The sequence below is a fragment of the Streptococcus sp. A34 genome, from assembly GCF_043674115.1.
Classification (GTDB): Bacteria; Bacillota; Bacilli; order Lactobacillales; family Streptococcaceae; genus Streptococcus; species Streptococcus suis_V.
The window spans coordinates 38,316-61,686 of record NZ_JBIMJM010000005.1 but is presented as its reverse complement, the minus strand read 5'-3'; the positions used below and the strand labels follow the sequence as shown (position 1 = coordinate 61,686).

Below are 23,371 nucleotides of genomic sequence, written 5' to 3'. Positions count from 1 at the left end.
CTTAATGGCCTCCCTTGTTCATTTTCTTCTCAAAATGCTGGATGACAAGCGTCAGCAAGCTGGTCAAAATCAAGTAATAAAATGCTGCAAAAATCAGTGGCTCCAAAGGAATATAGGTCGTAGACGAAACCGTCGTCGCCCCATTCCAAAGCTCCATAACCCCAATCGTAGACAGGAGTGAGCTATCTTTGACAATGGTCACAAATTCATTTCCCAAGGCTGGAAGGATATTCTTAATGGCCTGTGGCATGATGACATAACGCATAGCCTGCTTTGGTCTAATCCCTAGAGAATAGGCCGCCTCCAGCTGCCCTTTAGGAACCGCGTTGATCCCTGCCCGGACCACCTCTGACACATAGGCACCTGAGTTCATAGATAGGATAATAATACCTGGCAAAAGACGGGTCAAGTCAACAGACAAAATCCCCAACTGGAAGGTCGGTGCCGCAATGTGTGTCATGGTAAAACCAATCATAATCTGCACCACCATTGGCGTACCACGGAAAATCCATACATAGATATTGGCAAACCAAGCCAAGATTTTATACTTGCTCCGCTGGGCAAAGGCTAACAAGACACCGATGATGCTCCCGAAAAGCACGACAAAACTGGCAATGATGAGAGTTACCAAGGCCCCATAATTAAAATAAGCAATATAATCATTCAAAAAAGAAAAATTCATTTCATCCACTACTCCATTTTTTCATATACTCACTACTATACCACGTCGTGAATAAATATGCAACATCCCTGTCTAAAATATTCATCATTTAAACTAAAAAGCACCCGAAGGTGCATTCTACTACTTATTAGTACAACAATTCGTAGATTTCCATTGCAATCAAGTCGATGCTGTCAAACGTATAGGTTTCACGAGCAGCAACATCACGCAAGGTATATACTGAACCATTTTCTTCATCGTAGCTGTAGGCAACTTCAGCAACGACAACACCTTCACGCTCAAAATTACGCTTGAGGGTACCACCATCACCCGCCATCGCTTCCAGACGATTGATGATTCTCACTAAGTGTGATTCCATAATCTTTCTCCTCTTCTTAGTATAGGTATATTTTACCACAAAGTAACTGAAAAGTCTCTTTTTTACACGTTTTTGTTGCATATACTCTCACATTTTTCTGCAAATAGACTAGCACATAGCAATTTCTTGATTTTTTCCTAAAACTTGTTATAATTAAATTACATTTGACCTTTATTGACCATTTGAGCAAAGGTCACATTTTTCAAAGAAAGAGGTAGAATTATGCTCTGCAAAAACTGTAACATCAATGACGCAACCATCCATCTCTACACCAACCTCAACGGCAAACAACAGCAGGTCGACCTCTGCCACAACTGCTACCAAATCATGAAGACTGACCCCAACAACGCCATTCTCCGTGGCCTAGGCGACTTCAACCCTAACAACATGGATCCCTTCAGTGAATTTTTCAATCATTTGGGAGGATACCCTGACAACACACCAGCTGGACGTGACCGCAACCAGACACCTCCGACCCAGTCTGGAGGAGGGAACCGAGGCGGTGGCCGCTCTAATCAGCCTGGCGGAGGTATCCCGCAAGCACCGCAACAGCCAAACGGCCTCTTGGAAGAATTTGGTATTAACGTGACCGAGATTGCTCGTCGTGGAGATATTGACCCGGTTATCGGACGCGACCAAGAAATCACTCGCGTAATTGAGATTCTCAACCGCCGGACCAAGAACAACCCCGTCCTCATCGGTGAGCCCGGTGTTGGTAAAACGGCCGTTGTCGAAGGTCTGGCCCAGAAAATCGTAGACGGAGATGTCCCACATAAACTCCAAAATAAGGAAGTTATCCGCCTAGACGTTGTTAGCTTAGTGCAAGGAACAGGTATCCGTGGACAATTTGAAGAACGTATGCAAAAACTAATGGAGGAAATTCGCAACCGTAAGGAAGTCATCCTCTTTATCGACGAAATCCATGAAATTGTCGGAGCAGGTTCTGCTGGCGACGGCAACATGGATGCCGGCAACATTCTCAAACCAGCTCTTGCCCGTGGCGAAATGCAACTGGTCGGAGCAACCACCCTCAATGAATATCGTATTATCGAGAAGGACGCCGCCTTGGAACGCCGCATGCAACCTGTCAAGGTTGAGGAGCCAAGCGTCGAAGAGACCATTACCATTCTCAAGGGCATCCAGGCTAAGTACCAGGACTACCACCACGTTAAGTATTCAGATCAGGCTATTGAAGCTGCAGCTGTCCTTTCCAACCGCTACATCCAGGACCGATTCCTGCCTGACAAGGCCATTGACCTCTTGGATGAGGCGGGTTCCAAGATGAACCTGACTCTCAATTTCATTGATCCGAAAGAGATTGACCAACGCCTGATTGATGCTGAAAATCGCAAAGCCCAGGCTACTCGTGATGAAGATTACGAAAAAGCTGCTTACTTCCGCGACCAGATTGCCAAATACAAGGAAATGCAGCAGGCGACTATCAGTGAAGAGGACATTCCACTCATTACTGAGAAGGAAATCGAGGCCATTATCGAGCAGAAAACCAATATTCCTGTCGGCGATTTGAAGGAGAAAGAACAATCTCAACTCATCAACCTAGCTAGCGACCTCAAGGCTCATGTGATTGGCCAAGACGATGCCGTGGATAAGATTGCCAAGGCCATTCGTCGCAATCGCGTCGGATTGGGTGCGCCCAACCGTCCAATCGGTTCCTTCCTTTTCGTTGGTCCAACCGGTGTCGGTAAGACCGAGCTTTCTAAACAGCTGGCCATCGAGCTCTTCGGCTCAGCTGATAGTATGATTCGCTTTGATATGTCTGAGTACATGGAAAAACACGCCGTTGCCAAATTGGTCGGTGCCCCTCCAGGCTATGTCGGCTATGAAGAGGCCGGGCAATTGACTGAGAAAGTGCGCCGCAATCCCTACTCGCTCATTCTCCTGGATGAGGTAGAAAAGGCCCATCCAGATGTCATGCACATGTTCTTGCAGGTCCTGGATGACGGTCGCTTGACAGACGGGCAAGGTCGGACTGTTTCCTTCAAAGATACTATCATTATCATGACCTCCAATGCCGGTACTGGCAAGGTTGAGGCCTCTGTCGGTTTCGGTGCTGCTATGGAAGGGCGGGCTCAATCAGTCCTCGGTCAGCTTGGTAACTTCTTCAGCCCAGAATTTATGAACCGTTTCGACGGTATCATCGAATTCCAGCCGCTTAGTAAGGATAATCTGCTTGAAATTGTCAGCCTCATGCTGGAAGATGTCAACAAGCGCTTGTTTGCCAACGGCATCAGCCTCCATGTGACAGACAAGGTCAAGGAAAAATTGGTCGACCTGGGCTATGATCCAAAAATGGGTGCCCGTCCGCTCCGACGAACCATTCAAGACCAGATTGAAGATGCTATTACGGACTTCTATCTGGAACATCCAACGGAGAAAAATCTCCGCGCTGTCATGTCCAGCAAGGGAGACATTCAGATTAAGGCGCAAACCGTCGCCAAAGTCAAAGAAGTCTAAAGGGATACTCAGTCTAGTTTCATCTATAAAAAGAAAACAGAGCCTGTTTCAAACGAACAGGTTCTGTTTTTGAAAGAGAAAAAACTAAATCATCGCGAACATCGAGATGATCGCAAGAGCGCCTATTTGCAACCAATCATCCTTGCCCGCCCTATAACTGATGTAGAAATCAATCAACAGGAGTGATGTTGGAACGCAATTTGACAAACTGGGCAACGCCATCTTCGATAGTCATAGTTAGATGTTCCGTATGCACCAAATAATCTAGGTGGGCCATGGTCTCACCGCTAGCAAACCATTTCTGAGCCTTTGGAAAGGCCTCCCAACTACCAGCCTTAATGCGCCAACTAATCCGTGCCGATACATCCCTGACAGTGACCTTTTCACCCTCCGAAATGCTGTCTAAAATTTCCTGTAAACGTTCAAAATGATGGGTTTCTAAAACTCCAATCCGCTCCAAATGATTTTCAATAGGCTTACGATGGCCAGGCAAGATTAAACGCAGCGGTGTTCGTCTTAATTTATCCAGGGTTGCTAGATAGGTTCCTAGGATATTGGGATAATCCCATCCCCAAAAGGTAATATTAGGAGTAATCGGATCCAGAACCGTATCTCCGCCAATTAAGAGCTGTTTCTGACGGTCCAATAAACCGATGTGCCCTGGTGTATGGCCTTGGAGATTTATAATTTCAAATTTAAAGCCTCCAACCTTGAAATACTTGCCAATCTCAAGGATATCAAAAGGGACCTGACTAGGTAGATGAAACTTGAAACCAGGGTTGTCCTCCACAGCCATCTCATCCCTGGAGATACCATATAGCTGACGATAATCATTCATCCTGTCCCAATAAGGACCCGTTGCCATCTCATTCATCAAAATCCCATCCACACGACCAGCATAAATTTTAGCGCCAGCTTGATAAAACCTTGTCGCTAGCCCTGTGTGATCTGCATGGAGATGGGTCAAAACCAGGTCAACATCCTTCATTTCCAATCCTAATTCAGCCAATCCTGCTAACATAGCTTCAAAAGATTCTGGATGATTGTAGCCCGTGTCAATCAAGACCGACCTTTCCGGACTTTTTATCACGTAAACATGGATTTCTCTCAATGGACTATTGGGCAATACAATGGGAAAAGTATAAATATTTGGATAGATTTCCTTCATGAGCCCCTCCTTTTGTAATCGTTTTCCATAATCTAAGTATAGCACATTATAGAGCCTTGAAATTATTACACTTGATAACATCTTCCATAAGGAAAAATAATGAAAAAATGGTATAATGTTAACAATTAAAGCTCTTAAACATTAAGCGAGGAAAATATGGAACAGATTGCAGTATTTGGAGAAAAACAAGCAGGAGTCGACTATCAATTACGCCAGGGAGTCTATGCTGTTATTCCAAATGAAGAAAATGATAAGATTATCCTGGTTCAAGCACCAAATGGCGCCTGGTTTTTACCGGGTGGAGAAATTGAAAAAGGCGAAAACCAGCTCATTGCCCTGGAAAGAGAATTGATGGAAGAACTGGGATTTACAGCTGAAATTGGGCATTATTATGGTCAGGCGGATGAATATTTTTATTCCAGCCATCGAGATACTCACTTCCACAACCCTGCCTACATCTACCAGGTTAAAAGCTATCATCAAATCGGACAACCACTAGAAGATTTTAATCATCTTGCCTGGTTTCCCATCCAAGAAGCCCTTGAAAAATTAAAACGAGGTAGCCATAAATGGGGCGTGCAACAATGGATTTTAGATCAAAAAACACTATAAAAGACTAGTCAAATCTTGCTGATAGTGCTATAATGAAGCCATAGAGTTAGAGGAGGTTTTGCATGAAAATTATAAATACAACCAATAGCCATAGCCAGTTGGTTCAAAATCAACTTGCCAATACGGATGCATTTTTGGTAGAGACTTATTCTGCGGGAAATACTGATGTTATCTTCACTCAGGCTCCCCGCCACTACGAACTCCTCATCAGCAATAAATACCGCTCTGTCCAACAGTCAGAAATTGAAAAAATCCGTGATTTTTTCCTTCATCGCAAGATTGATGAACGGAAGATAAACAAAGCAGCCATCCGCACAATCCACACAGATAAATTGATTGAGATGTCCTTCCCAATCGTCAGCGAAATCTAAGAAACCAGAACGGTTTCTTTTTTTTAGACGAAAAAGCCTATCTTTCGATAGACTTTGTCATATCATTATGCCTCAAATCCAGTTGCTACTGCTTCAGCAAAGTTTTCTTCTACAACACTTGCACAGTGGTCGCAGATGGTTGCACCATAGCTACGCTCAACAACGCTAGTATCAATGCGACGGCAACGGTCACATACTTCACCTGCTGCACGTTCTACTTCAAAGGCAACTTCATCCACCACAAGTGCACTTTCAGGAATTGCTTCCGTGGTTACTGTAAGGTTAGAAACAATAAGCAACTGAGCAAGGTCTGCATTCAAGCTCTCCAAGAAGGACTTAGTTTCAGCTGAGACATAGGCAGTCAAATGAGCTTCGAGTGACTTACCAATCACTTTTTCATTACGCGCTTCTTCCAAGGCTTTTTGAGCTTTTGTACGGAAGACCATAAAGTTTTCCCAATCAGCCAAAAGCTGCGCTTCATTGGCAAAGGTTTCCACCTCTGGCATTTCCGCCAATTGAACAAATTCTTCTGCTTCGTGTTCCAAGTATGACCAGATTTCTTCTGCCGTGTGTGGCAAGATCGGAGTCAAGAGCTTGGTAATTTTCACCAAGATGTCATAGAAGACAGTTTGCATCTGACGACGAGAAAGTGATTTAGCACCGTCAATGTAGACGACATCTTTGGCAAAATCGAGGTAGAAGGCTGATAAATCAAGGGTTACAAAGTTTACTACAGATTTGTAAATAGCCATGAAATCATAATTATCGTAGGCTTTACGGATTTGAGCTACCAATTTATTGAATTTCACCAAGAGATACTGGTCAACAGAACGAAGCTCTTCGTATGCCACCGCATCACTTACAGGATTGAAGTCAGAAGTATTGGCAATCAAGAAGCGAAGGGTATTACGGATTTTACGGTAGGTTTCAGAAACCTGTCCAAGAATATCCATAGACACACGCACATCGTTTGAAGTATCAACGGATGTCACCCACAGACGCAAGATTTCTGCACCAAACTGTTTCTCAACATCACTTGGAAGGATGGTATTTCCTAGGGATTTAGACATCTTCATGCCTTTACCGTCCAATACAAAGCCCTGTGACAAGATAGCTTTATATGGAGCATGACCATTTACAGCAACAGAGGTAATCAAAGACGAGTTAAACCAACCACGGTATTGGTCTGAACCTTCTAGGTAGAGGTCTGCTGGGTAGGCAAGGTTTTCACGGGCGTTCATGACACCATTCCAAGATGAACCAGAGTCAAACCAAACGTCCATGATGTCTGTTTCTTTTGTAAATTCGCCATTTGGTGAACCTGGATGAGTGAAGCCTGCTGGCAAGAGGTCTTTTGCTTCTGATTTCCACCAGATGATAGAACCATGTTCCTCAAAGAGAGCTGCTACATGGTCTGTTACTTCCTTGGTCATGATGGCTGTACCATCTTCTGCATAGAAGATTGGAAGCGGCACACCCCAAGCACGTTGACGAGAGATGACCCAGTCACCACGGTCACGGATCATGTTGTAGAGACGCGTTTTACCCCAAGATGGATTGAAAGTTGTTGCTTCGATTTGGTCCAAGATTTCCTGACGGAATTTAGAAACAGAGGCAAACCACTGCGGTACTGCACGCCAGATGATTGGCTTCTTGGTTCTCCAGTCAAATGGATAGGAGTGGTTAATCACTTCGCTAGCAAGAAGCAAGTCTCCTAATTTTTCTTTTACAGTTGGAACAACCTTGTCATAGAATTGCCCTTCAAAATCAGGACCCGCAGCTTCATTCATCAAGCCACGTTCGTTGACAGTTACAGCTACTTCCAAGCCATATTTGACACCGACATTGTAGTCATCCTCACCAAATCCTGGTGCCGTATGGACGATACCAGTACCCGAGTCCGTTGTAACATGGTCACCCAAGATGACCAATTCATCCACTTCTGTATCCCATGGGTGTTCGGTCACAATGTATTCAAATTCAGCACCCTTGTGTTTTGAAATCACTCCAAAGGATTCCCAACCGAATTTGGCTGCCAAGCTATCTAACAAGGCTTCTGCCAAGACATACTTACGGTCAGAGCCAGCTGGTTGAACCAAGACATAGTCAATATCCGCTCCCATGGTCAAACCACGAGAAGCCGTTACCGTAAATGGAGTGGTTGTCCAGACAACGATGTAGCTATCTGTATCCAAGAGTCCCTTGCCATCTTTAACCTTGTTGGCATAGTAAAGAGATGTTGAGTCAATGTCATGGTATTCGATTTCAGCTTCTGCAAGGGCAGACTCAGATGACCAAGACCAATAGACTGGCTTGGCACCACGGTAGATATAGCCCTTGTCTGCCATCGCTCCAAAGACACGGATCTGAGCAGCTTCATAATCCTTCGTGAGGGTAATATATGGATTTTCCCAGTCTGCAGAAACTCCCAAGCGTTTGAAATCATCGCGTTGCTTGTCAACTTGGCTAAGAGCGTAATCACGACACATTTCAAGGTATTCGACCAAGTCCATTTCCTTGCGCTTAACACCTTGTTTCGCCAAGACTTGCTCAATCGGAAGACCATGTGTATCCCAACCTGGTACATAAGGTGCTCGGAAGCCTGACATTGACTTAGAGCGAACAATAATGTCTTTTGAAATCTTGTTCAAGGCATGGCCAACGTGGATATTTCCGTTAGCATATGGAGGTCCATCATGAAGATGAAAGGCTGGTTTGCCTGCGTTGAGTTCTTGGCGACGGGCATACAAGTTTGCCTCGTCCCAAGTTTTTTGCCATTCAGGTTCACGTGTTGGTAAGCCTGCACGCATTGGAAAGGCTGTTTGACCTAGATTGAGTGTTTCTTTTAATTTCATCATTTCTCCTTTTTTATAGAGTGTTTACCATTTTTATTTCATGTCCAGTCATTCCAGCTGACTGGAAACCGAGTTTTTCTAAGATGTACCGCATCTTATGATTGCCGATGACGTAGCTAGTGACTAGCTGGTGGCAAGAAAACGTTTGCCTAGCTAGGACCATTACCTGTCGAATAACCTCCTGGCCGTAGCCCTTGTTTTGATAGGAATTATCAATCAGCAAGCGCCAGAGCAAGACCGTTTGCCTGTCCTTATCTACCGAAAGGAGGACAAAACCGACAATCCTTTTGCCAAGACGAACAGCCAGGGGATAGAGCCTCTCTTCCTCTCGATAAAGCCAAGCTTGAGCAAGCGAATACTCCACCGGAGCCACTTTACGCTTGTCTTCCTCTGCCAGACTTAAATCTAGCACGGCATCAAAATTTTCTTTCGTTACTTCTTCTAATCGTATCATAAGCATCAAAAAAACTCCCGCCAATAAGGACGAAAGTTCGTGGTACCACCTTAGTTTAGACAGAGTTTCCCCTGTCCCTCTACGTTCGTAACGTGAACAGACGTTTTCCCCTACTTGAGTTCAAGGAAAAATACGCAAAATGATAACTCATATTGAGTGAGTACAGGTCTTCCACCGTCACCTGCTCGCTAAACCTATCAATATTCGTTGTGTTTTTGCTTCATCAGTATGTAATTAGTCTGCTGATTGTTCCAATTCTGCTTCAATAGCAGCTGCCTGGCGATTGAGTTCAGCAATTTCTTCAGCTGTAAGCTGGCGAGTATAATCAAGGTTTAACTCTTCCAACTCCACATCTTCATCAATCGCTTTAACCAGGACCTCTCGGAAAGCTTCGTCACTTGTCTGCAAATAAGAAGCCGTTGGTTGGAGAATTTCTTCCCACTCAGCGTTATTTACAAGGGCAAGCTGGCTTTCCAAAGTAGAGCGAAGACGTTGATGGAAAACACGTGTCTTGTTCTTCAACTCCTCAGTCTCTACTGCAACCTTCTTAGCATTGTCTGTCGCCAAACGAAGGATTTCATTTGCCTTCTCTTTGGCTTCGTTGAGAAGATTGTGCGCATCATATTCAGCCTGTTGCTTAATATTAAAGGCGCGCTCTTCCGCTGCTGCTTTTACACGATCAGCTGTATCCTGGGCAATCAAGACAGATTGGCTCAACGATTCCTTCATCTGATCGAAGTAAGTGAGGCGTTCGCGCAAGGCTTTCAATTCTGCTTCGTGTTCTTGCTTCAGACGAACCAATTCCTCATAATCTCTGGTGACAATGTCCAAAAACTCATCAACTTCATCAGCATTATAGCCTCTGAATTTTGTCCCAAAGGTCTTATCTTTTAATTCAAGTGTTGTTAAGGCCATATTTCCCCCTATACTTTTGTCACTTCTATTTCTATTTTAAATTTCCCCTGCTTGGATGTTCCGAGCAGGTCTACCAATCGGAATCTTCCGAAGCCACGCACACTAACCAATTGACCTATTTCAAGAGTTTTTGAGACCTGACTAATTTCAGCATAGTCAACCTTGACCTTGTTTGACTCAATTAGCTTCACAACTGCTGAACGAGATAGTTGAAAAGCAGCAGCTACTAATTTATCCAATCGCAAACTGGAGGCCAGAATGACCCTCTTGTCAACCTGGATATGGTGCTCCAAGCACACTGATTCAGCTGTCCGCATCTTCCATTTTACAGGAACCTTGGCAATCCTTTCAACATCCATTAAGAGAATGGTGCTAAATTTTTCATCAATAAACAGGAGAATTTCCTGATCATTGATAAAAATATCTCCCAGAAATTTCCGCTGAATACCCAAACGATTTAAGAGTGTTCCTAAAATCTGCGAATGACTAAGCTGATGAAACTTTCTGTTAAAATCAACTTCTAAAATCGAAATTTCATAGTCAGCAAACTCTGGCAATTGATCGCTTGTTGAAATAATGAGCCTGCTATATTCCGTCGGAAGATGATGCCCACTCGAATGAGCAAAGAGATTAAACTTCCCGGCAATTGCTTCAATAATCATGACCTGTCTTGGATTAAGAAAATCTGTCAACCTGTCGATGGAAGTCCTATCTACAAATTGACACATTTCATAAATCCGCTCAACAAAATCTTGCTCCGACTTTTGATAGTGTTGCAGGATGACTTGCCTATCCTTCATAAAATTACCAATCCTATTAGAATTCTCGATAAGATTTGAAGAGACAGATAGGCCACCAAGATAGTGAAATCGAATCCACCAAATTGTAGGTTCAATCTTCTGAACGGTATCAAAATGGGCTCAACAAGCCATCTGATTAGTTGACCAATCCTAGATTGGACAAGAGCTGGAAACCAAGTCATGAGAGCATAAATCAATAAAATGCTTGCATAGACATCAATAGCCTTTAGCAGGATTTGTACTAGTAACCACATGATGTCTTACCGCTTCATATCGAAATCGAACTGCCCGTCCAAATGTTGGCCAGAGTTCACATTTCTCAACTCATCAATATTTACCCGAACATTAACCGGGGTCAATAGCCACATAGAATTGGAAACCTTTTTAAGATTTCCGGCCAAGACTGACCGAGCCCCATCCAGATAATCCAAACATCTCCTAGCTTGCTGCTCTGTCATAAATTGGAAATCAATTAAAATACTTGCATTTTCTAACAATAGATTCACAATCTCAGGTGCATCTTCGTATCGCTTAGGAAACTTAATGTCGATGGTTGTCTTCTTCTCTCTCTCAGGACCATTGATCGCGAGCAATTCTTGCTGCCGTTCATTCAACCGTTGAATATTGGCAACGGATTCCGAAGAATGACTCCCAGTTCCTCTTCTTTTTTCCAATGGTAAAGCCTGCTCTCTTGTAACTTCTTTCTTAGCAACTTGCAATTTGGGCTGTTCATTGGGCATTTGATGGCCGGTTGAATCTTCTAATTCAGCACTATCATCCACTTCAAAGTAGGTGAAAAAATTTTTAAATGTATCTCTGAATGCCACTTTTACTCTCCCTTACTAAAAAATGCTGTCCCAATGCGAACAAAAGTCGAGCCCGCCTCAATTGCTTCCTTGGAATCTCCACTCATTCCCATACTTAATTCCGTAAAAGGCATATTAGGGAGATTCAAATTTGCTAATCTTTCTCTGATTGCGTTTGTTTGATGAAAAATTTGACTGAGCTGTTCTTTATCAGCATTGATAGGTGCCATGGTCATGAGCCCCACCAATCTTACCTTATCTAACCTAGCCAATTCAACCAATGCCGGTTCAATCTCTTCCTCGTAAAAACCATGTTTTGATTCTTCTTTAGAAACATTGACCTGTAAAAAGCAATTGATTGGTTTCTTTGCCCGTTTTTGAATTTCCTCTGCTAACTTAAGAGAGTCTAAGGCATGGAAGTAATCAACAAAATTGATAACATCCTTGACTTTTCTTCTTTGCAGGGTTCCAATCAGATGCCAGCTTACTGCCTGGTCTTGCAGGGCATGGTACTTATCGAGAAACTTGTCCACCCGATTTTCCCCAATATCTGTCACACCAGCTTCAATCAATTCTCTAGTAATAGAGCTGTCAACATACTTTGTGACAGCTATTACCTTTACCGATTCTAATGGGCGACCAGCTTCCAAACAGGCTTGTTCAACTGCTTGGCCCACCCTTGCAACGTTTTCTTTTATGGTCATACTAGCGATTTCTGAAGAATGGTGGAGTGTCTAACTCATCTTCATCTTCTTCAACTGTAAATTTCTCAACCGAAATACTAGGACGTGCTTCAAGCTCAGAAGATTTCAACAAATTCTCGCGACGTAAATCCCATTCACCAAATGCTGAAGCTTTTGGAACTTCTGCTTGTTGAACAGAAGAAGGAGTTGGTGCCGGTGTTGAGGTGTAGTCAAAGCGAGCCGCAGAACGGGCTGCAGAAACGACCTCAGGACGGTGATGTTTGGTTGTACCTGATGGCGATGTTTTAGCAGAAGGTCCATCCTGACGAACACCTGTCGCAACAACGGTTACGCGGATTTCATCTTTCATCGATTCATCGATTGATGTACCCAACCAAATGTTTACACCTTGACCGGCTGCCTGATGAACGATTTCTGAAGCTTCTTCTGCTTCTGTCAAGGTCATATCGTAACCACCGGTCACATTAACAATGACATCGTCAGCACCATCGATAGTTGTTTCCAATAATGGTGAATAAATCGCCTTGCGAGCCGCCTCAATGACACGGTCCTCACCAGTACCGATACCGATACCCATAAGGGCATTGCCTTTATTTTCCATCACAGTCTTCACATCCGCAAAGTCCAAGTTGATCAAACCTGGGTTAGTGATGAGGTCTGTGATCCCTTGAACACCTTGACGAAGGACATTGTCTGCTTCACTCAAGGCTTCCAAAAGCGGAGTTTTCTTATCAACAATCTCAAGGAGGTTGTTGTTTGAAATAATCAAGAGAGTATCTACTTGCTCACGCAGACCATCAATACCTTCGATAGCAAAGTTACCACGCTTGTTTCCTTCGAAACCAAATGGGCGAGTTACAACTGCTACAGTAAGGGCACCCAACTCTTTGGCGATACGGGCGATAACTGGTGCAGCACCTGTACCAGAGCCTCCACCCATACCAGCTGTAATAAAGACCATATCTGCACCTGAAAGAACTTCTTTCAGAGTTTCTTCGCTTTCCTCAGCAGCCTTACGACCAACTTCAGGTTGACCTCCAGCACCAAGACCACGAGTTAACTTAGGTCCCAATTGGATGACTGTTTCAGCTTTTGAACTGCTCAAAGCTTGAACATCTGTGTTAGCCGCAATAAATTCTACGCCAGCTACACCTTCTTCAATCATGCGGTTGATAGCATTTCCGCCGCCACCGCCGACACCAATAACTTTAATTACAGCACCAGTATTTGCCGTTTCAAATGAAATTGTCATAGATTATTTACCTTTTCCTTCATTCATTATTCAAACATACTTCCAAAGAGACCACGGATACGATCGGTCAACTTAACTTTTGGTTCCTCGTTTTGACCATATTCTTCTTGTCCGTATGGTTTTACGGTCGTATCATATACCGGTTCATCAGCGATTTCATCTTCAAAATCTCTTACAGGCTGTTGAACTTGAACTCGACTTGTTGGTTGAATATCAACTGGTTTGATACGTAGCTGAGCCTCACCGTTTACAGCATATTGTGCAATTTTTTCCACTTCACTCAGGTGACCGACATACTCAACTAGGCTAATCACATGTGCGAAGGATGGATTACGGATACCAATTTGATTTGGTACGAAGATTTTTGTCGTTACACCAAAAACTTCTTCTGCTAATTCTTCAACACCTGGAAGAATTGCTCCACCACCGACAAGAACGATCCCGCCTGGTAATTCCAATGCTCGTGTTCTTTCCAAATCTTGTTTGATTTTATTGAAAATCTGGCGAAGACGAGCAGCAATCACTTCTGACAAGTACAATTCTGTTACTTCAACAGGCTTGCTTTCTCCAATCACTTCAACAGTGAATGTTTCTTTTTCAGTTGCATCTGCTGGATAAGCGATACCGTAGTTGTATTTAAGATTTTCAGCAATACTTTGAGATGTAGTAAGGACTTTAGAGATATCCTTGGTGATGTAGTCGCCACCTTCTTGGTAGATATTCGTGTATTGGAGCTCTTGGCCACGCATAACTGCAACAGTTGTCTGACCACCACCGAGGTCAATCACCGTAGCACCAAATTCACGTTCACCTTCATTGAGAACGGACCTTGTTAGGGCCAGAGGAGAAATCACAACATGCTCAACTTGGATTCCAGCTCTCTCAACGGTTTTACGTAAATTGTGCAAAATAGTTCTTGGACCTGTGTAGAGCATACCCCGCATCTCTAGACGGATTCCCATCATTCCACGGGGATCTTTGATTCCCTGGAAGCCATCCACCACAAATTCCTCTGGAATAAAGGAAATCACTTCTCTCTCTGGTGTGATGCTCTTGGTCAAGGCTGATTTAACAACATTTTCAACGTCCAAGTCTGTAATTTCTTGGGAATCTGTTGTGACTGGAATCATCCCTTGAGTAGGCTCGATTTGCAAAAGGTTTGCTGGCAAACCGACGTTTACCTTATCGATGCGAATCCCAGATTTTTCTTCAGCCTGTTCTAAGGCCTTTTTAATTGCTGCGGCTGCAACATCAATGTTAACGATAATCCCGTCCTTGACCCCAGCACTCTTAACGTTACTTACTCCAATAACGTTCATTTCATTATCAATATATTCCGCAACCAAGACTTTAACGGAGCTTGTACCAATATCTAATCCCGTGAAAAAGCCGTTTCTAGCCATTCTGTCAGTCCTCTCTTACTTTCATCTCATTTTAAAAAAGCATCCATTTTTTAGATAAATAGAATTATTCATCCTTAATTATACCATATAACATTCTAAAATGGCTATTTTTCATGCTTATTTCTAAAAGATTTTTTCTCATTTCCTTGCTTTATAAAGCATAACTGTAAACTCCAACTTCCATATCTATCATACTCGGCAAAATGAGCTGGCGAGCAATTTTTGGATAGTAGGGAAGCTTGATATCTAGCTCTGAAACTGGCACCAGGACGACGTTGCCATCAGCCATGGTCAAGGTCAACAAATCCTTGGTTGCTTTAGTAGGTGTCAAATCGATAGTCAGGATATTGGCGCGAATATTCTCATCAATTTCAGCTAGCTGTAAAGCCATTTTTTTCAACAATTCCCTGTCAGTTGTGTGAACCATTGTTGCATTCAGAGGCATATTTTCTTCCTCAGTAGGAACCTCTGAAACCTCGCCACTAGATAAGATGGAGTAAAATTGATTATTCTCTGTGATAAAACCAAGCTCTTTATATTCTTCTAATTCTAGCAAAAAGCGATTAGGCAGCTGGAATTGAACAGATACGTCCTTGATTAGATTACTTCTGTTGACGATATTCTTGGTGTAGGATTTTCGGTTGAGAAGGACAGATAGGACATAGTCCTTTTCATGGATATTACTGTACTCTTTTACCAATTCTTCCGAAATATGCTCATTTCCTTTTACCTGAATATCTTTCAATTTACCAAAAGGGCTAATCAGATAGGCAGAAGAGAGAATGATGAGGAGCCCAGCTAAATAAAGCGGAATAGATTTAAGGAGGGCATCCTTAGGAATTCTAGCTTCTGTTTTCTTACTCTTTTCTCCTGCTTTTTTTCGTCCAAATGGAAAGAAAGACCTTTTTGAAACAGGTGTTACTTCAGTCTCTGTCTGGTCTTCTGCCTGCTTGATTTCCTCTTCCTGGATTTGTTGGTGCTCTTTGAACTTTTCCTTCCAGTTCCTGAAAAATTCGCTGGCTTCATCTGGATCCAAGTCTTCCAATGCTATAGGTTCAGCATCGGTCTCTCCATCCTCAAAAGAACTTTCCTCATCGCCTTCTACATGCGAATGTTCATCAGCTCGCTCTATATCACTTTGCTCTTCTGAAAAGGACTCAGATTCTACCTCCTGGTCTTCAGTTTCCTCCATCTCTTGGACCTCTACAAGTTTTTCGTTTTCATCAGAAATCAGTTGTTCATCTTTGTGGCCCATTGGCACCTCCACCCTCAATATCTGACATCAAAATAGCATAGAAACTATCTACCGACTGGATTTCATTGGAGTTTTCCATTTGTGTGACAAATTGGTCTTTATTGGTCAACAAATAACCCACTTCATCAAAAAGTGACTCCAGCGTCAAAAATTCTTCATCCAATTTTCGTGAATAGCCCTTATTGACCGCATAATTGGCATTCTCAATCTGGTCTCCTCGACTGGCCTTTAATCCAAGCGGGACAATCAGATGCAGCTTTTTCATAGCAATCAACTCAAAGAGGGTATTGGAGCCACCACGGGTCACTACCACATCCGCCAAATCCATCAAGGGCTGATAGAGCTCCGTCACATAGTCCACACGATAGAGGTGCTGTTCCAGACTGTTGAGACTGCTATCTCCAGTCAGATTGATAATGTTAAATCGCTCGGTCAAGGCCGATTTATGCTGACTAATCAGGTCATTAAAAACCTTGGCACCACCCGAACCACCAACAAAAAGTAAAGTTGGCAGCTCTTTATCAAACTGTTTCAGAATTTCCGGCAGTTGAATAGGGGTGACTTTCTTCTTGGTCTGACCTACCTTGGTCACTGCCCCCACATGTTTAACCTTTGTCAGTGACAGTGGTTGCTCAAAAGTGCTATACATGGTTGTAGCGAATTTATAGGCAATGCGATTGGCCAGTCCCATAGACAAATCTGATTCGTGAATGTAAACTGGCACGCCGAGAGCCTTGGCAGCAATGACAGGCGGAACGGATACAAAACCACCTTTTGAAAAGAGGGCTTGAGGACGGATTTTGCCAATAATCACTAAGGATTGGACAATCCCCCAGGCAACCTTAAAGACGTCCAGCATATTCTGCCAGCTAAAGTAACGGCGCAGTTTACCTGTGGCAATGGAATGGAAGGTCACGTCCAGACCAGACTGGCTAATCTGTTCATGCTCAATCCCTTTTTCATCTCCAATATAGTGAACTTCCCAGCCTTCTTCCAAAAAACGCGGGATTAGGAGGAGGTTGAGAGTCACATGACCGACTGTTCCCCCACCCGTAAATACGATTTTTTTCATTTGTTTTTCAACTCCTCAAAGGTGTCGAGGAAAACATCCCCTCGAACTTCAAAATTGGCATACATATCCCAGCTTGCATTGGCAGGACTAAGGAGAACGACGTCTCCTGCTTGAGCCAATTCAAAGGCCTTGCGAGTGGCATCAGCAATATCTGTCGCTGAAATGGTATCCACTCCCGCTTTGTCTGCAGCCCGCTGGACTCTCTCAGCAGATTGACCGAGAATCACTATCTGTTTCAATCCAACTAAATCTGGCACCAAGTCATCAAATTCATTGCCACGATCCAAACCACCGGCAATCAAAATGACCTTGCTATTGTCAAAACCTGATAGAGCTTTTTGGGTAGCTAATATATTAGTAGATTTACTGTCATTGTAGAAGGAAATATCGTTGATCGTTCCTACAAATTGCAAGCGATGTTTGACACCACCAAAGGCAGCCAAACTTTCCTGGATAGACTGATTCGCCACACCCAGTAACTTGGCAACCGCAATCGTCGCCAGGGCATTTTCAACATTGTGCGAGCCGGGAACACCAATCTGATCAGCATCCATGATATATTCACCCTTGAAATACAGCTTGCCTTCTGCCAAATAAGCCCCATCTACCACCTCTAGCGTAGAAAAAGGCACCACGGTCGCTAAAGTCTGAGCAGCCAAATCCTTGGCTTCCTGCTGATTAAAATTCAGCACAATAAAATCGTCAGCCGTCATCTGACGCTGAATCATCCATTTTGCAGCAACATAGGCATCAAAGGTCCCATGGTAATCAATATGGCTGGCAATCAAGTTGGTAATCACAGCAATGTGTGGTCGGAAGGACTCCGTCCCCATAAGCTGGAAGGAAGACAATTCCATGACCAAGGTGTCCTCTTCTGTCGCTGTTTGAGCCACTGATGAGGCTGGATAACCGATATTCCCACACAGTTTAGCAGATGTATCGCCAGCATTGAGAACTTCCGCAATCATGGTCGTAGTCGTGGTCTTGCCATTTGAACCTGTGATACCCACTATCGGCGCTTCTGAAATCAAATAGGCCAGCTCCACCTCTGTCCAAACTGGAATCCCTTTTTTCAAGGCCTTCTCTACCATAGGATTTTGATAATGAATACCTGGATTTTTCACCATGAGGGCAAATTCTTCATCCAATAATTCTAGGGGGTGGCTGCCACAGATGACACGAATCCCCTCTTCCAGGAGAGATTGAGCTGTGGGATTATCCTCAAACGGCTTGCCGTCATTGACTGTAACAATGGCACCGAGCTGGTGGAGCAAGCGAGCTGCCGACTCGCCTGACTTAGCCAGTCCCAGAACCAGGACCTTTTTATTTCTGACACTATCAATTTGTTTCATCTTACAATTCCTATCTCTCAACTTTCTAACACTTTATTTTACCTTGAAAGCCCGGCTTTTTCAAGCCATAGCAACAAGCTAACGCCTCCTATACTACCTTTTATCCCACAAAAAGCAGACTGTAAAGCGTTTTCTTTGCACCCTACCTATAAAAATGTTAGACTAAAATAGAAATATATTTTTAAGGAGTATCTATATGTCTAATATTTTCGATACACTCTTCCTGCCCTTGGTTTCGGCCTTGCCAGGAGTTGTCCGCATGATCGTTCTCTTGATCATTGCCTTTGTCCTTGCAGGTCTCCTGCGTAAATTAACCCTGGCTGGTTTGAACAAGATTCAATTTGCTCAAAAATTGCAAAAATGGGGTGTCCTCAAGCCGGAAGATAATGGACAGGCCATCATTAAAAACCTCGGTCAACTGGTTTATTTCTTGGTCATTCTCTTCTTCCTGCCTTCTATCCTTTCGGGCTTGAATATCAGCAGTACTGTTGACCCGATTTCGAGCATGTTCCAAAAATTCTTTGCCTTTATTCCTAATTTGATTGCAGCTGGATTGATTCTCTTTGTAGGAACCTTCTTCTGTAACTTCATTAAGGGTCTTCTGAAAGCCTTCTTGGAGCGTCTGGAAATTGACAAATGGTACACCAAGGTTACTGGCCAAGAAAAATTGCCATTTGACACTAAACAACTCATCACTGTCTTAGCAACAGTCGTTTACGTTCTTATCTTCATTCCAATCTTGACCTTGGCCTTAGAAACTCTGGGTATCACCAGCATTTCTCAACCAATCGTCACCATTCTCAACCAGGTCATTGGCTTCCTTCCAAATATCCTGGTAGCCCTTGTCCTAGTCGCTCTTGGTAGCTTCATTGCCAAGCTCTTGGGCAACCTCTTGGAAAATCTTCTTGAAACTGCTGGTATCAATGCCTACTCTAAGTATTTGACAAACAAAGAAGATGCCAACTTCCAACTTTCCTCTATCCTGGCTCAATTGGTTCGTGGCATCATTATTGTATTCTTCTTTGTTCAAGCTATCCAAGTTCTTAACCTGCAAGTCTTTAACGCTGTTGGTACATCCATTCTTGCCTACCTTCCGTCCCTGATTAGTGCCATTGCCATTCTTGTTTTGGCAGTCATTGGTGGCAACATTCTATCTGGTTTCTTGAGCAAGGTGACCAACAATGCCTTCCTAGCTGGCCTTGTCCGCTATGGCCTCATTGTCTTTGCAGCCTTCATGGCTCTTGACCAATTGAAATTCGCACAGAATATCGTTCAATCGACCTTCACGATTATTCTGGGAGCCTTGGCTGTTGCCTTTGCCCTGGCCTTCGGTCTCGGTGGTCGTGACTTCGCAGCCAAACAATTGGAAAAATTAGAAAAGAAAATTGATAAAGAATAATATCTTAGCTCGACAGTAAGTTGGGCTTTTAATATAACAAAAAAGCAGGACTCTTTCCAATCCTGCTTCTTCTTATTTTCTCACTGTTTTTCGACTCGGTTTATCTAAATAATAGATGTCTCTCATGGCCCATAGGCCGATGAAGATGACGATAAATCCTACCCAAATATCTGAAGATACCTGCAAGATTTTTAGGAAGGCTAGCATTAAAAAGATGAAGAGGGCTACAACGGCAACAACTGCTACCATGAGGTTGATAGTCCCTCGTACATTATTGGGGGCTAAAAAGATATAAAAGAGCACTAATAATATTGCTAGTATCAGATAAAACATGACCATCCCCTTTGAGATTTCTATTCTTCAGTTGCTAATTTTTTCTTCTTGGCAGCCTTATCACGTTCTGCCTTATTGAGAACTTGCTTACGCAAACGGATAGATTCTGGTGTTACTTCCATGTACTCATCGTCATTCAAGAATTCAAGAGATTCTTCAAGGGTCAAGATACGTGGTGTCTTAATTACAGACGTTTGGTCTTTGGTAGCTGAACGAACGTTTGTCATCTGTTTAGCGGTCGTGATGTTAACTGTCAAGTCATTTTCACGAGAGTTTTCACCGATAATCATTCCCTCGTATACTTCCGTACCTGGATTGACAAAGATGGTACCACGTTCTTCGATACGCATGATAGAGTAAGTCGTTGCCTTACCTTGGTCGATAGAGACAAGGGCGCCACGGTGACGACCACCGATCTCACCTTGAACAACAGGCAGGTATTGGTCGAAAGTATGGTTCATAATACCGTAACCACGAGTCATAGAAAGGAATTCTGTTGAATAACCAATCAAACCACGCGCAGGTACAAGGAAAACAAGACGAGTTTGGCCATTACCTGTTGAAACCATATCCAACATATCACCCTTACGCTCAGAAAGGGATTGGATAACAGAACCTTGGTATTCTTCAGGAGTATCGATTTGCACGCGCTCAAATGGCTCCATTTTCACGCCGTCGATTTCTTTGATGATAACTTCTGGACGTGATACTTGAAGCTCATAGCCTTCCCGACGCATGGTTTCAATCAAGATAGACAAGTGCAATTCACCACGACCTGAAACAGTCCATTTATCTGGTGAATTGGTTGGATCTACACGAAGAGATACGTCTGTCTGCAATTCAGCCAAGAGACGCTCTTCAATCTTACGTGAAGTTACCCATTTCCCTTCACGACCCGCAAATGGTGAGTTGTTCACCAAGAAAGTCATTTGAAGAGTTGGCTCATCGATACGAAGAACTGGAAGTGCTTCAACCGCATCCGTTGGCGTTACAGTTTCACCAACGAAAATGTCTTCCATACCTGAAACGGCAATCAAGTCCCCAGCTTTGGCTTCTTGAATTTCCTTACGCTCAAGACCGAAGAAACCAAAGAGTTTTGTAACGCGGAAGTTTTTGGTCGTACCATCTAGTTTAGAAAGGGTAACTTGGTCACCAACTTTTACCGTACCACGGAAGACACGGCCGATACCGATACGACCAACGAAGTCGTTATAATCCAAGAGCGAAACCTGGAACTGAAGTGGCTCGTCTGAGTTATCAACTGGAGCTGGAATGTGCTCGATGATGGTATCGAATATTGGTGCCATCGTTTCTTCTTGGTCAACTGGATTGTCTGACAGAGAAGATGTTCCGTTGATAGCAGATGCGTAAACAACTGGGAATTCCAACTGGTCATCATCCGCACCAAGCTCGATGAAGAGCTCAAGCACTTCGTCCACTACTTCTTCTGGACGAGCAGATGGTTTATCGATTTTGTTCACAACCACGATTGGTGTCAAGTTTTGCTCAAGGGCCTTTTTCAATACGAAACGGGTCTGTGGCATAGTTCCTTCGTAGGCATCTACGACGAGAACAACACCGTCAACCATTTTCATGATCCGCTCAACCTCACCACCAAAGTCCGCGTGTCCTGGCGTATCCATGATGTTGATACGAGTTCCGTTATAAGCTACAGCTGTATTTTTAGCAAGAATAGTGATACCACGCTCTTTTTCGATGTCGTTTGAGTCCATGGCACGCTCATCCAATTGCGTACGCTCATCAAGAGTTTGTGATTGCTTCAAGAGCTCATCAACGAGGGTTGTTTTTCCGTGGTCAACGTGGGCAATGATGGCTACGTTACGGATGTCATTTCTAAGTTTTGTCATAATATCCTCAATATTTATTTCTTTAACTAAACGAGTATATCACAGATTCCAGCAAAAATCACAGATTATCATGTTGTAAATGTTTTCAATGGGTCAATGAAAGCGAAAGAAAAGAGATTGTCACCAATCTCTTACAAAATATTTTCAAAACTATCTCGGACTTCTTGTGGCCAGACGCTGGATTGAACCTCGCCGATATGTTTTTTACGAAGGAGGAACATGGCCAGACGCGATTGTCCAATACCACCACCGATAGATAGCGGAAACTGGCCGTCCAAGAGAGCACGGTGCCAATCATAGGCCAAACGAGCCTCATCGCCGGTAATAACTACTTGGCGTTTGAGAGCATCTTGGTCCACCCGAATGCCCATTGAGGACAATTCAAAGGCAGAACCTAGAGCTTCATTCCAGACCAAAATATCTCCGTTGAGACCCTTGTAAGAACCTTCTGACGGTGTCGTCCAGTCATCGTAGTCAGGTGCGCGACCATCATGTGGCTTGCCATCGGCCAATTCACCACCGATACCGATGAGGAAAACAGCACCGTATTCTTTGGCAACAACATTCTCACGTTCCTTAGGTGTCAAATCAGGAAAATTCTTGACCAAATCTTCTGTGTGGATAAAGGTTATTTTCTTGGGCAGGACAGACTCAATATCGTAACGCGCCTCAACTGCCAACTCCGTCAGGCGGATGGCCTTGTAAATCTGCTCAACTGTTTCCTTCAGATAGGCCAGATTTCTCCGACCAGCTGGAATGACCTTTTCCCAATCCCACTGGTCTACATAGACCGAGTGGATGGCATCCAAATCCTCTTCATCCGGGCGGAGAGCCTTCATGTGGACAAAGAGTCCCTCGCCTTCATTGAAACCGAAACGAGCCAAGGTATGACGCTTCCATTTTGCAAGGGAATGCACTACCTCGTAGGTCGCATCTGGAATCAATTTGACATTAACGGTAACGGCATTTTCCACGCCAGACAAATTATCCTGCATACCATCCCCGACACGACTCAAAATCGGTCCCTGCACTTCAACGATTTCTAGCTTGTCTTTCAAATACTGGGTAAATGTATTCTTGACGAAAGAAATCTCCTCTTGCTGCTGAATGAAACTTTTCTTCATACCTAAACCTCCTAATTTTTTCTATACTCCCTATTATACCCATTTTCATGGACTTGTAAAGGATTTTATTAAATATTCTGAAAATTTAATGAATTATTTCTTCCAAAATGCTG

The 23,371-nt window shown here is 43.5% G+C and carries 22 protein-coding genes; 4 read left to right on the top strand and 18 right to left on the bottom strand.

Annotated features, from left to right (window positions below):
* Position 1: 1 nt before the first annotated feature.
* Together ACHBGV_RS02730 and ACHBGV_RS02725 are read right to left on the bottom strand one after the other, a co-directional pair.
* A complete protein-coding gene (locus ACHBGV_RS02730) occupies positions 2-682 on the bottom strand; it encodes an amino acid ABC transporter permease (RefSeq protein ID WP_105110194.1) in 681 nt (226 codons plus the stop codon).
* A 127-nt stretch (positions 683-809) separates the two neighbouring features.
* Positions 810-1,040, bottom strand: a complete 231-nt coding sequence (locus ACHBGV_RS02725) for a DUF1797 family protein (protein ID WP_105123499.1) — start codon at positions 1,038-1,040, stop codon at positions 810-812.
* Positions 1,041-1,262: 222 nt separating this feature from the next.
* Between ACHBGV_RS02725 and ACHBGV_RS02720 the strand changes: the two genes are divergently transcribed.
* Positions 1,263-3,515, top strand: a complete 2,253-nt coding sequence (locus ACHBGV_RS02720) for an AAA family ATPase (RefSeq protein ID WP_394735600.1) — start codon at positions 1,263-1,265, stop codon at positions 3,513-3,515.
* Positions 3,516-3,684: 169 nt separating this feature from the next.
* On the opposite strand, the gene ACHBGV_RS02715 is transcribed toward ACHBGV_RS02720, so the two are convergent.
* Positions 3,685-4,683: an MBL fold metallo-hydrolase gene (locus ACHBGV_RS02715; RefSeq protein ID WP_394735599.1), complete on the bottom strand. Its 999-nt coding sequence runs from the start codon at positions 4,681-4,683 to the stop codon at positions 3,685-3,687.
* Between the two features lie 156 nt (positions 4,684-4,839).
* Here ACHBGV_RS02715 and ACHBGV_RS02710 point away from each other — a divergent pair, with 156 nt between their 5' ends.
* On the top strand, positions 4,840-5,295 hold the full coding sequence (locus ACHBGV_RS02710) for an NUDIX hydrolase (protein ID WP_105123497.1): 456 nt from the start codon (positions 4,840-4,842) through the stop codon (positions 5,293-5,295).
* Between the two features lie 62 nt (positions 5,296-5,357).
* Positions 5,358-5,666, top strand: a complete 309-nt coding sequence (locus ACHBGV_RS02705) for a DUF1827 family protein (RefSeq protein WP_105110199.1) — start codon at positions 5,358-5,360, stop codon at positions 5,664-5,666.
* 65 nt (positions 5,667-5,731) lie between these two features.
* On the opposite strand, the gene ileS is transcribed toward ACHBGV_RS02705, so the two are convergent.
* The 12 genes from ileS to murD form a co-directional block, all read right to left on the bottom strand.
* A complete protein-coding gene (gene ileS, locus ACHBGV_RS02700) occupies positions 5,732-8,521 on the bottom strand; it encodes an isoleucine--tRNA ligase (protein ID WP_394735598.1) in 2,790 nt (929 codons plus the stop codon).
* Between the two features lie 13 nt (positions 8,522-8,534).
* Positions 8,535-8,975, bottom strand: coding sequence for a GNAT family N-acetyltransferase (locus ACHBGV_RS02695; RefSeq protein WP_394735597.1), 441 nt, complete (start codon positions 8,973-8,975; stop codon positions 8,535-8,537).
* A 234-nt stretch (positions 8,976-9,209) separates the two neighbouring features.
* Complete coding sequence (locus ACHBGV_RS02690; protein ID WP_105110201.1) at positions 9,210-9,890, bottom strand: DivIVA domain-containing protein; 681 nt, start codon at positions 9,888-9,890, stop codon at positions 9,210-9,212.
* 8 nt (positions 9,891-9,898) lie between these two features.
* Positions 9,899-10,690, bottom strand: a complete 792-nt coding sequence (locus ACHBGV_RS02685; RefSeq protein ID WP_105110202.1) for an RNA-binding protein — start codon at positions 10,688-10,690, stop codon at positions 9,899-9,901.
* Positions 10,687-10,944: a YggT family protein gene (locus ACHBGV_RS02680; protein WP_105110203.1), complete on the bottom strand. Its 258-nt coding sequence runs from the start codon at positions 10,942-10,944 to the stop codon at positions 10,687-10,689. Before ACHBGV_RS02680 ends, ACHBGV_RS02685 begins: the two co-directional genes overlap by 4 nt.
* A 6-nt stretch (positions 10,945-10,950) precedes the next feature.
* Positions 10,951-11,517, bottom strand: coding sequence for a cell division protein SepF (locus ACHBGV_RS02675; RefSeq protein ID WP_238140793.1), 567 nt, complete (start codon positions 11,515-11,517; stop codon positions 10,951-10,953).
* Positions 11,518-11,519: 2 nt separating this feature from the next.
* Entirely contained in the window at positions 11,520-12,200 is a 681-nt protein-coding gene (locus ACHBGV_RS02670) for a YggS family pyridoxal phosphate-dependent enzyme (RefSeq protein WP_394735596.1), read from the bottom strand.
* 1 nt (position 12,201) lies between these two features.
* The gene (gene ftsZ / locus ACHBGV_RS02665; protein WP_105110205.1) at positions 12,202-13,452 is read right to left on the bottom strand and encodes a cell division protein FtsZ; all 1,251 of its coding nucleotides are present in this window, start codon (positions 13,450-13,452) and stop codon (positions 12,202-12,204) included.
* A 26-nt stretch (positions 13,453-13,478) separates the two neighbouring features.
* Entirely contained in the window at positions 13,479-14,855 is a 1,377-nt protein-coding gene (gene ftsA, locus ACHBGV_RS02660) for a cell division protein FtsA (protein WP_105110206.1), read from the bottom strand.
* Between the two features lie 151 nt (positions 14,856-15,006).
* A complete protein-coding gene (locus ACHBGV_RS02655) occupies positions 15,007-16,110 on the bottom strand; it encodes a cell division protein FtsQ/DivIB (protein WP_257104763.1) in 1,104 nt (367 codons plus the stop codon).
* The gene (locus ACHBGV_RS02650; protein ID WP_105110208.1) at positions 16,094-17,182 is read right to left on the bottom strand and encodes a UDP-N-acetylglucosamine--N-acetylmuramyl-(pentapeptide) pyrophosphoryl-undecaprenol N-acetylglucosamine transferase; all 1,089 of its coding nucleotides are present in this window, start codon (positions 17,180-17,182) and stop codon (positions 16,094-16,096) included. The genes ACHBGV_RS02655 and ACHBGV_RS02650 overlap by 17 nt, the downstream gene beginning before the upstream one ends.
* Positions 17,179-18,534: a UDP-N-acetylmuramoyl-L-alanine--D-glutamate ligase gene (gene murD, locus ACHBGV_RS02645; protein ID WP_172022183.1), complete on the bottom strand. Its 1,356-nt coding sequence runs from the start codon at positions 18,532-18,534 to the stop codon at positions 17,179-17,181. The genes ACHBGV_RS02650 and murD overlap by 4 nt, the downstream gene beginning before the upstream one ends.
* Positions 18,535-18,730: 196 nt before the next feature.
* On the opposite strand from murD, the gene ACHBGV_RS02640 reads away from it, so the two are divergent.
* The gene (locus tag ACHBGV_RS02640; protein WP_394735595.1) at positions 18,731-19,933 is read left to right on the top strand and encodes a mechanosensitive ion channel; all 1,203 of its coding nucleotides are present in this window, start codon (positions 18,731-18,733) and stop codon (positions 19,931-19,933) included.
* Positions 19,934-20,005: 72 nt separating this feature from the next.
* On the opposite strand, the gene ACHBGV_RS02635 is transcribed toward ACHBGV_RS02640, so the two are convergent.
* The 3 genes from ACHBGV_RS02635 to asnA form a co-directional block, all read right to left on the bottom strand.
* A complete protein-coding gene (locus tag ACHBGV_RS02635; protein ID WP_105110211.1) occupies positions 20,006-20,266 on the bottom strand; it encodes a DUF3165 family protein in 261 nt (86 codons plus the stop codon).
* A 20-nt stretch (positions 20,267-20,286) separates the two neighbouring features.
* A complete protein-coding gene (gene typA / locus ACHBGV_RS02630; RefSeq protein ID WP_394735594.1) occupies positions 20,287-22,134 on the bottom strand; it encodes a translational GTPase TypA in 1,848 nt (615 codons plus the stop codon).
* 131 nt (positions 22,135-22,265) lie between these two features.
* Entirely contained in the window at positions 22,266-23,258 is a 993-nt protein-coding gene (asnA, locus tag ACHBGV_RS02625; RefSeq protein ID WP_394735593.1) for an aspartate--ammonia ligase, read from the bottom strand.
* Between the last annotated feature and the right edge of the window lie 113 nt (positions 23,259-23,371).

Bases quoted from the DNA above. Each gene is read 5' to 3' on its own strand.
- ACHBGV_RS02695 (WP_394735597.1), bottom strand. From the start codon at position 8,975: ATGATACGATTAGAAGAAGTAACGAAAGAAAATTTTGATGCCGTGCTA.
- ACHBGV_RS02705 (WP_105110199.1), top strand. From the start codon at position 5,358: ATGAAAATTATAAATACAACCAATAGCCATAGCCAGTTGGTTCAAAAT.
- ACHBGV_RS02640 (WP_394735595.1), top strand. From the start codon at position 18,731: ATGTCTAATATTTTCGATACACTCTTCCTGCCCTTGGTTTCGGCCTTG.
- asnA (WP_394735593.1), bottom strand. From the start codon at position 23,258: ATGAAGAAAAGTTTCATTCAGCAGCAAGAGGAGATTTCTTTCGTCAAG.
- ftsZ (WP_105110205.1), bottom strand. From the start codon at position 13,452: ATGACAATTTCATTTGAAACGGCAAATACTGGTGCTGTAATTAAAGTT.
- ftsA (WP_105110206.1), bottom strand. From the start codon at position 14,855: ATGGCTAGAAACGGCTTTTTCACGGGATTAGATATTGGTACAAGCTCC.
- ACHBGV_RS02670 (WP_394735596.1), bottom strand. From the start codon at position 12,200: ATGACCATAAAAGAAAACGTTGCAAGGGTGGGCCAAGCAGTTGAACAA.
- ileS (WP_394735598.1), bottom strand. From the start codon at position 8,521: ATGAAATTAAAAGAAACACTCAATCTAGGTCAAACAGCCTTTCCAATG.
- ACHBGV_RS02690 (WP_105110201.1), bottom strand. From the start codon at position 9,890: ATGGCCTTAACAACACTTGAATTAAAAGATAAGACCTTTGGGACAAAA.
- ACHBGV_RS02655 (WP_257104763.1), bottom strand. From the start codon at position 16,110: ATGGGCCACAAAGATGAACAACTGATTTCTGATGAAAACGAAAAACTT.
- typA (WP_394735594.1), bottom strand. From the start codon at position 22,134: ATGACAAAACTTAGAAATGACATCCGTAACGTAGCCATCATTGCCCAC.
- ACHBGV_RS02730 (WP_105110194.1), bottom strand. From the start codon at position 682: ATGAATTTTTCTTTTTTGAATGATTATATTGCTTATTTTAATTATGGG.
- murD (WP_172022183.1), bottom strand. From the start codon at position 18,534: ATGAAACAAATTGATAGTGTCAGAAATAAAAAGGTCCTGGTTCTGGGA.
- ACHBGV_RS02715 (WP_394735599.1), bottom strand. From the start codon at position 4,683: ATGAAGGAAATCTATCCAAATATTTATACTTTTCCCATTGTATTGCCC.
- ACHBGV_RS02680 (WP_105110203.1), bottom strand. From the start codon at position 10,944: ATGTGGTTACTAGTACAAATCCTGCTAAAGGCTATTGATGTCTATGCA.
- ACHBGV_RS02635 (WP_105110211.1), bottom strand. From the start codon at position 20,266: ATGTTTTATCTGATACTAGCAATATTATTAGTGCTCTTTTATATCTTT.
- ACHBGV_RS02650 (WP_105110208.1), bottom strand. From the start codon at position 17,182: ATGAAAAAAATCGTATTTACGGGTGGGGGAACAGTCGGTCATGTGACT.
- ACHBGV_RS02720 (WP_394735600.1), top strand. From the start codon at position 1,263: ATGCTCTGCAAAAACTGTAACATCAATGACGCAACCATCCATCTCTAC.
- ACHBGV_RS02725 (WP_105123499.1), bottom strand. From the start codon at position 1,040: ATGGAATCACACTTAGTGAGAATCATCAATCGTCTGGAAGCGATGGCG.
- ACHBGV_RS02710 (WP_105123497.1), top strand. From the start codon at position 4,840: ATGGAACAGATTGCAGTATTTGGAGAAAAACAAGCAGGAGTCGACTAT.
- ACHBGV_RS02685 (WP_105110202.1), bottom strand. From the start codon at position 10,690: ATGAAGGATAGGCAAGTCATCCTGCAACACTATCAAAAGTCGGAGCAA.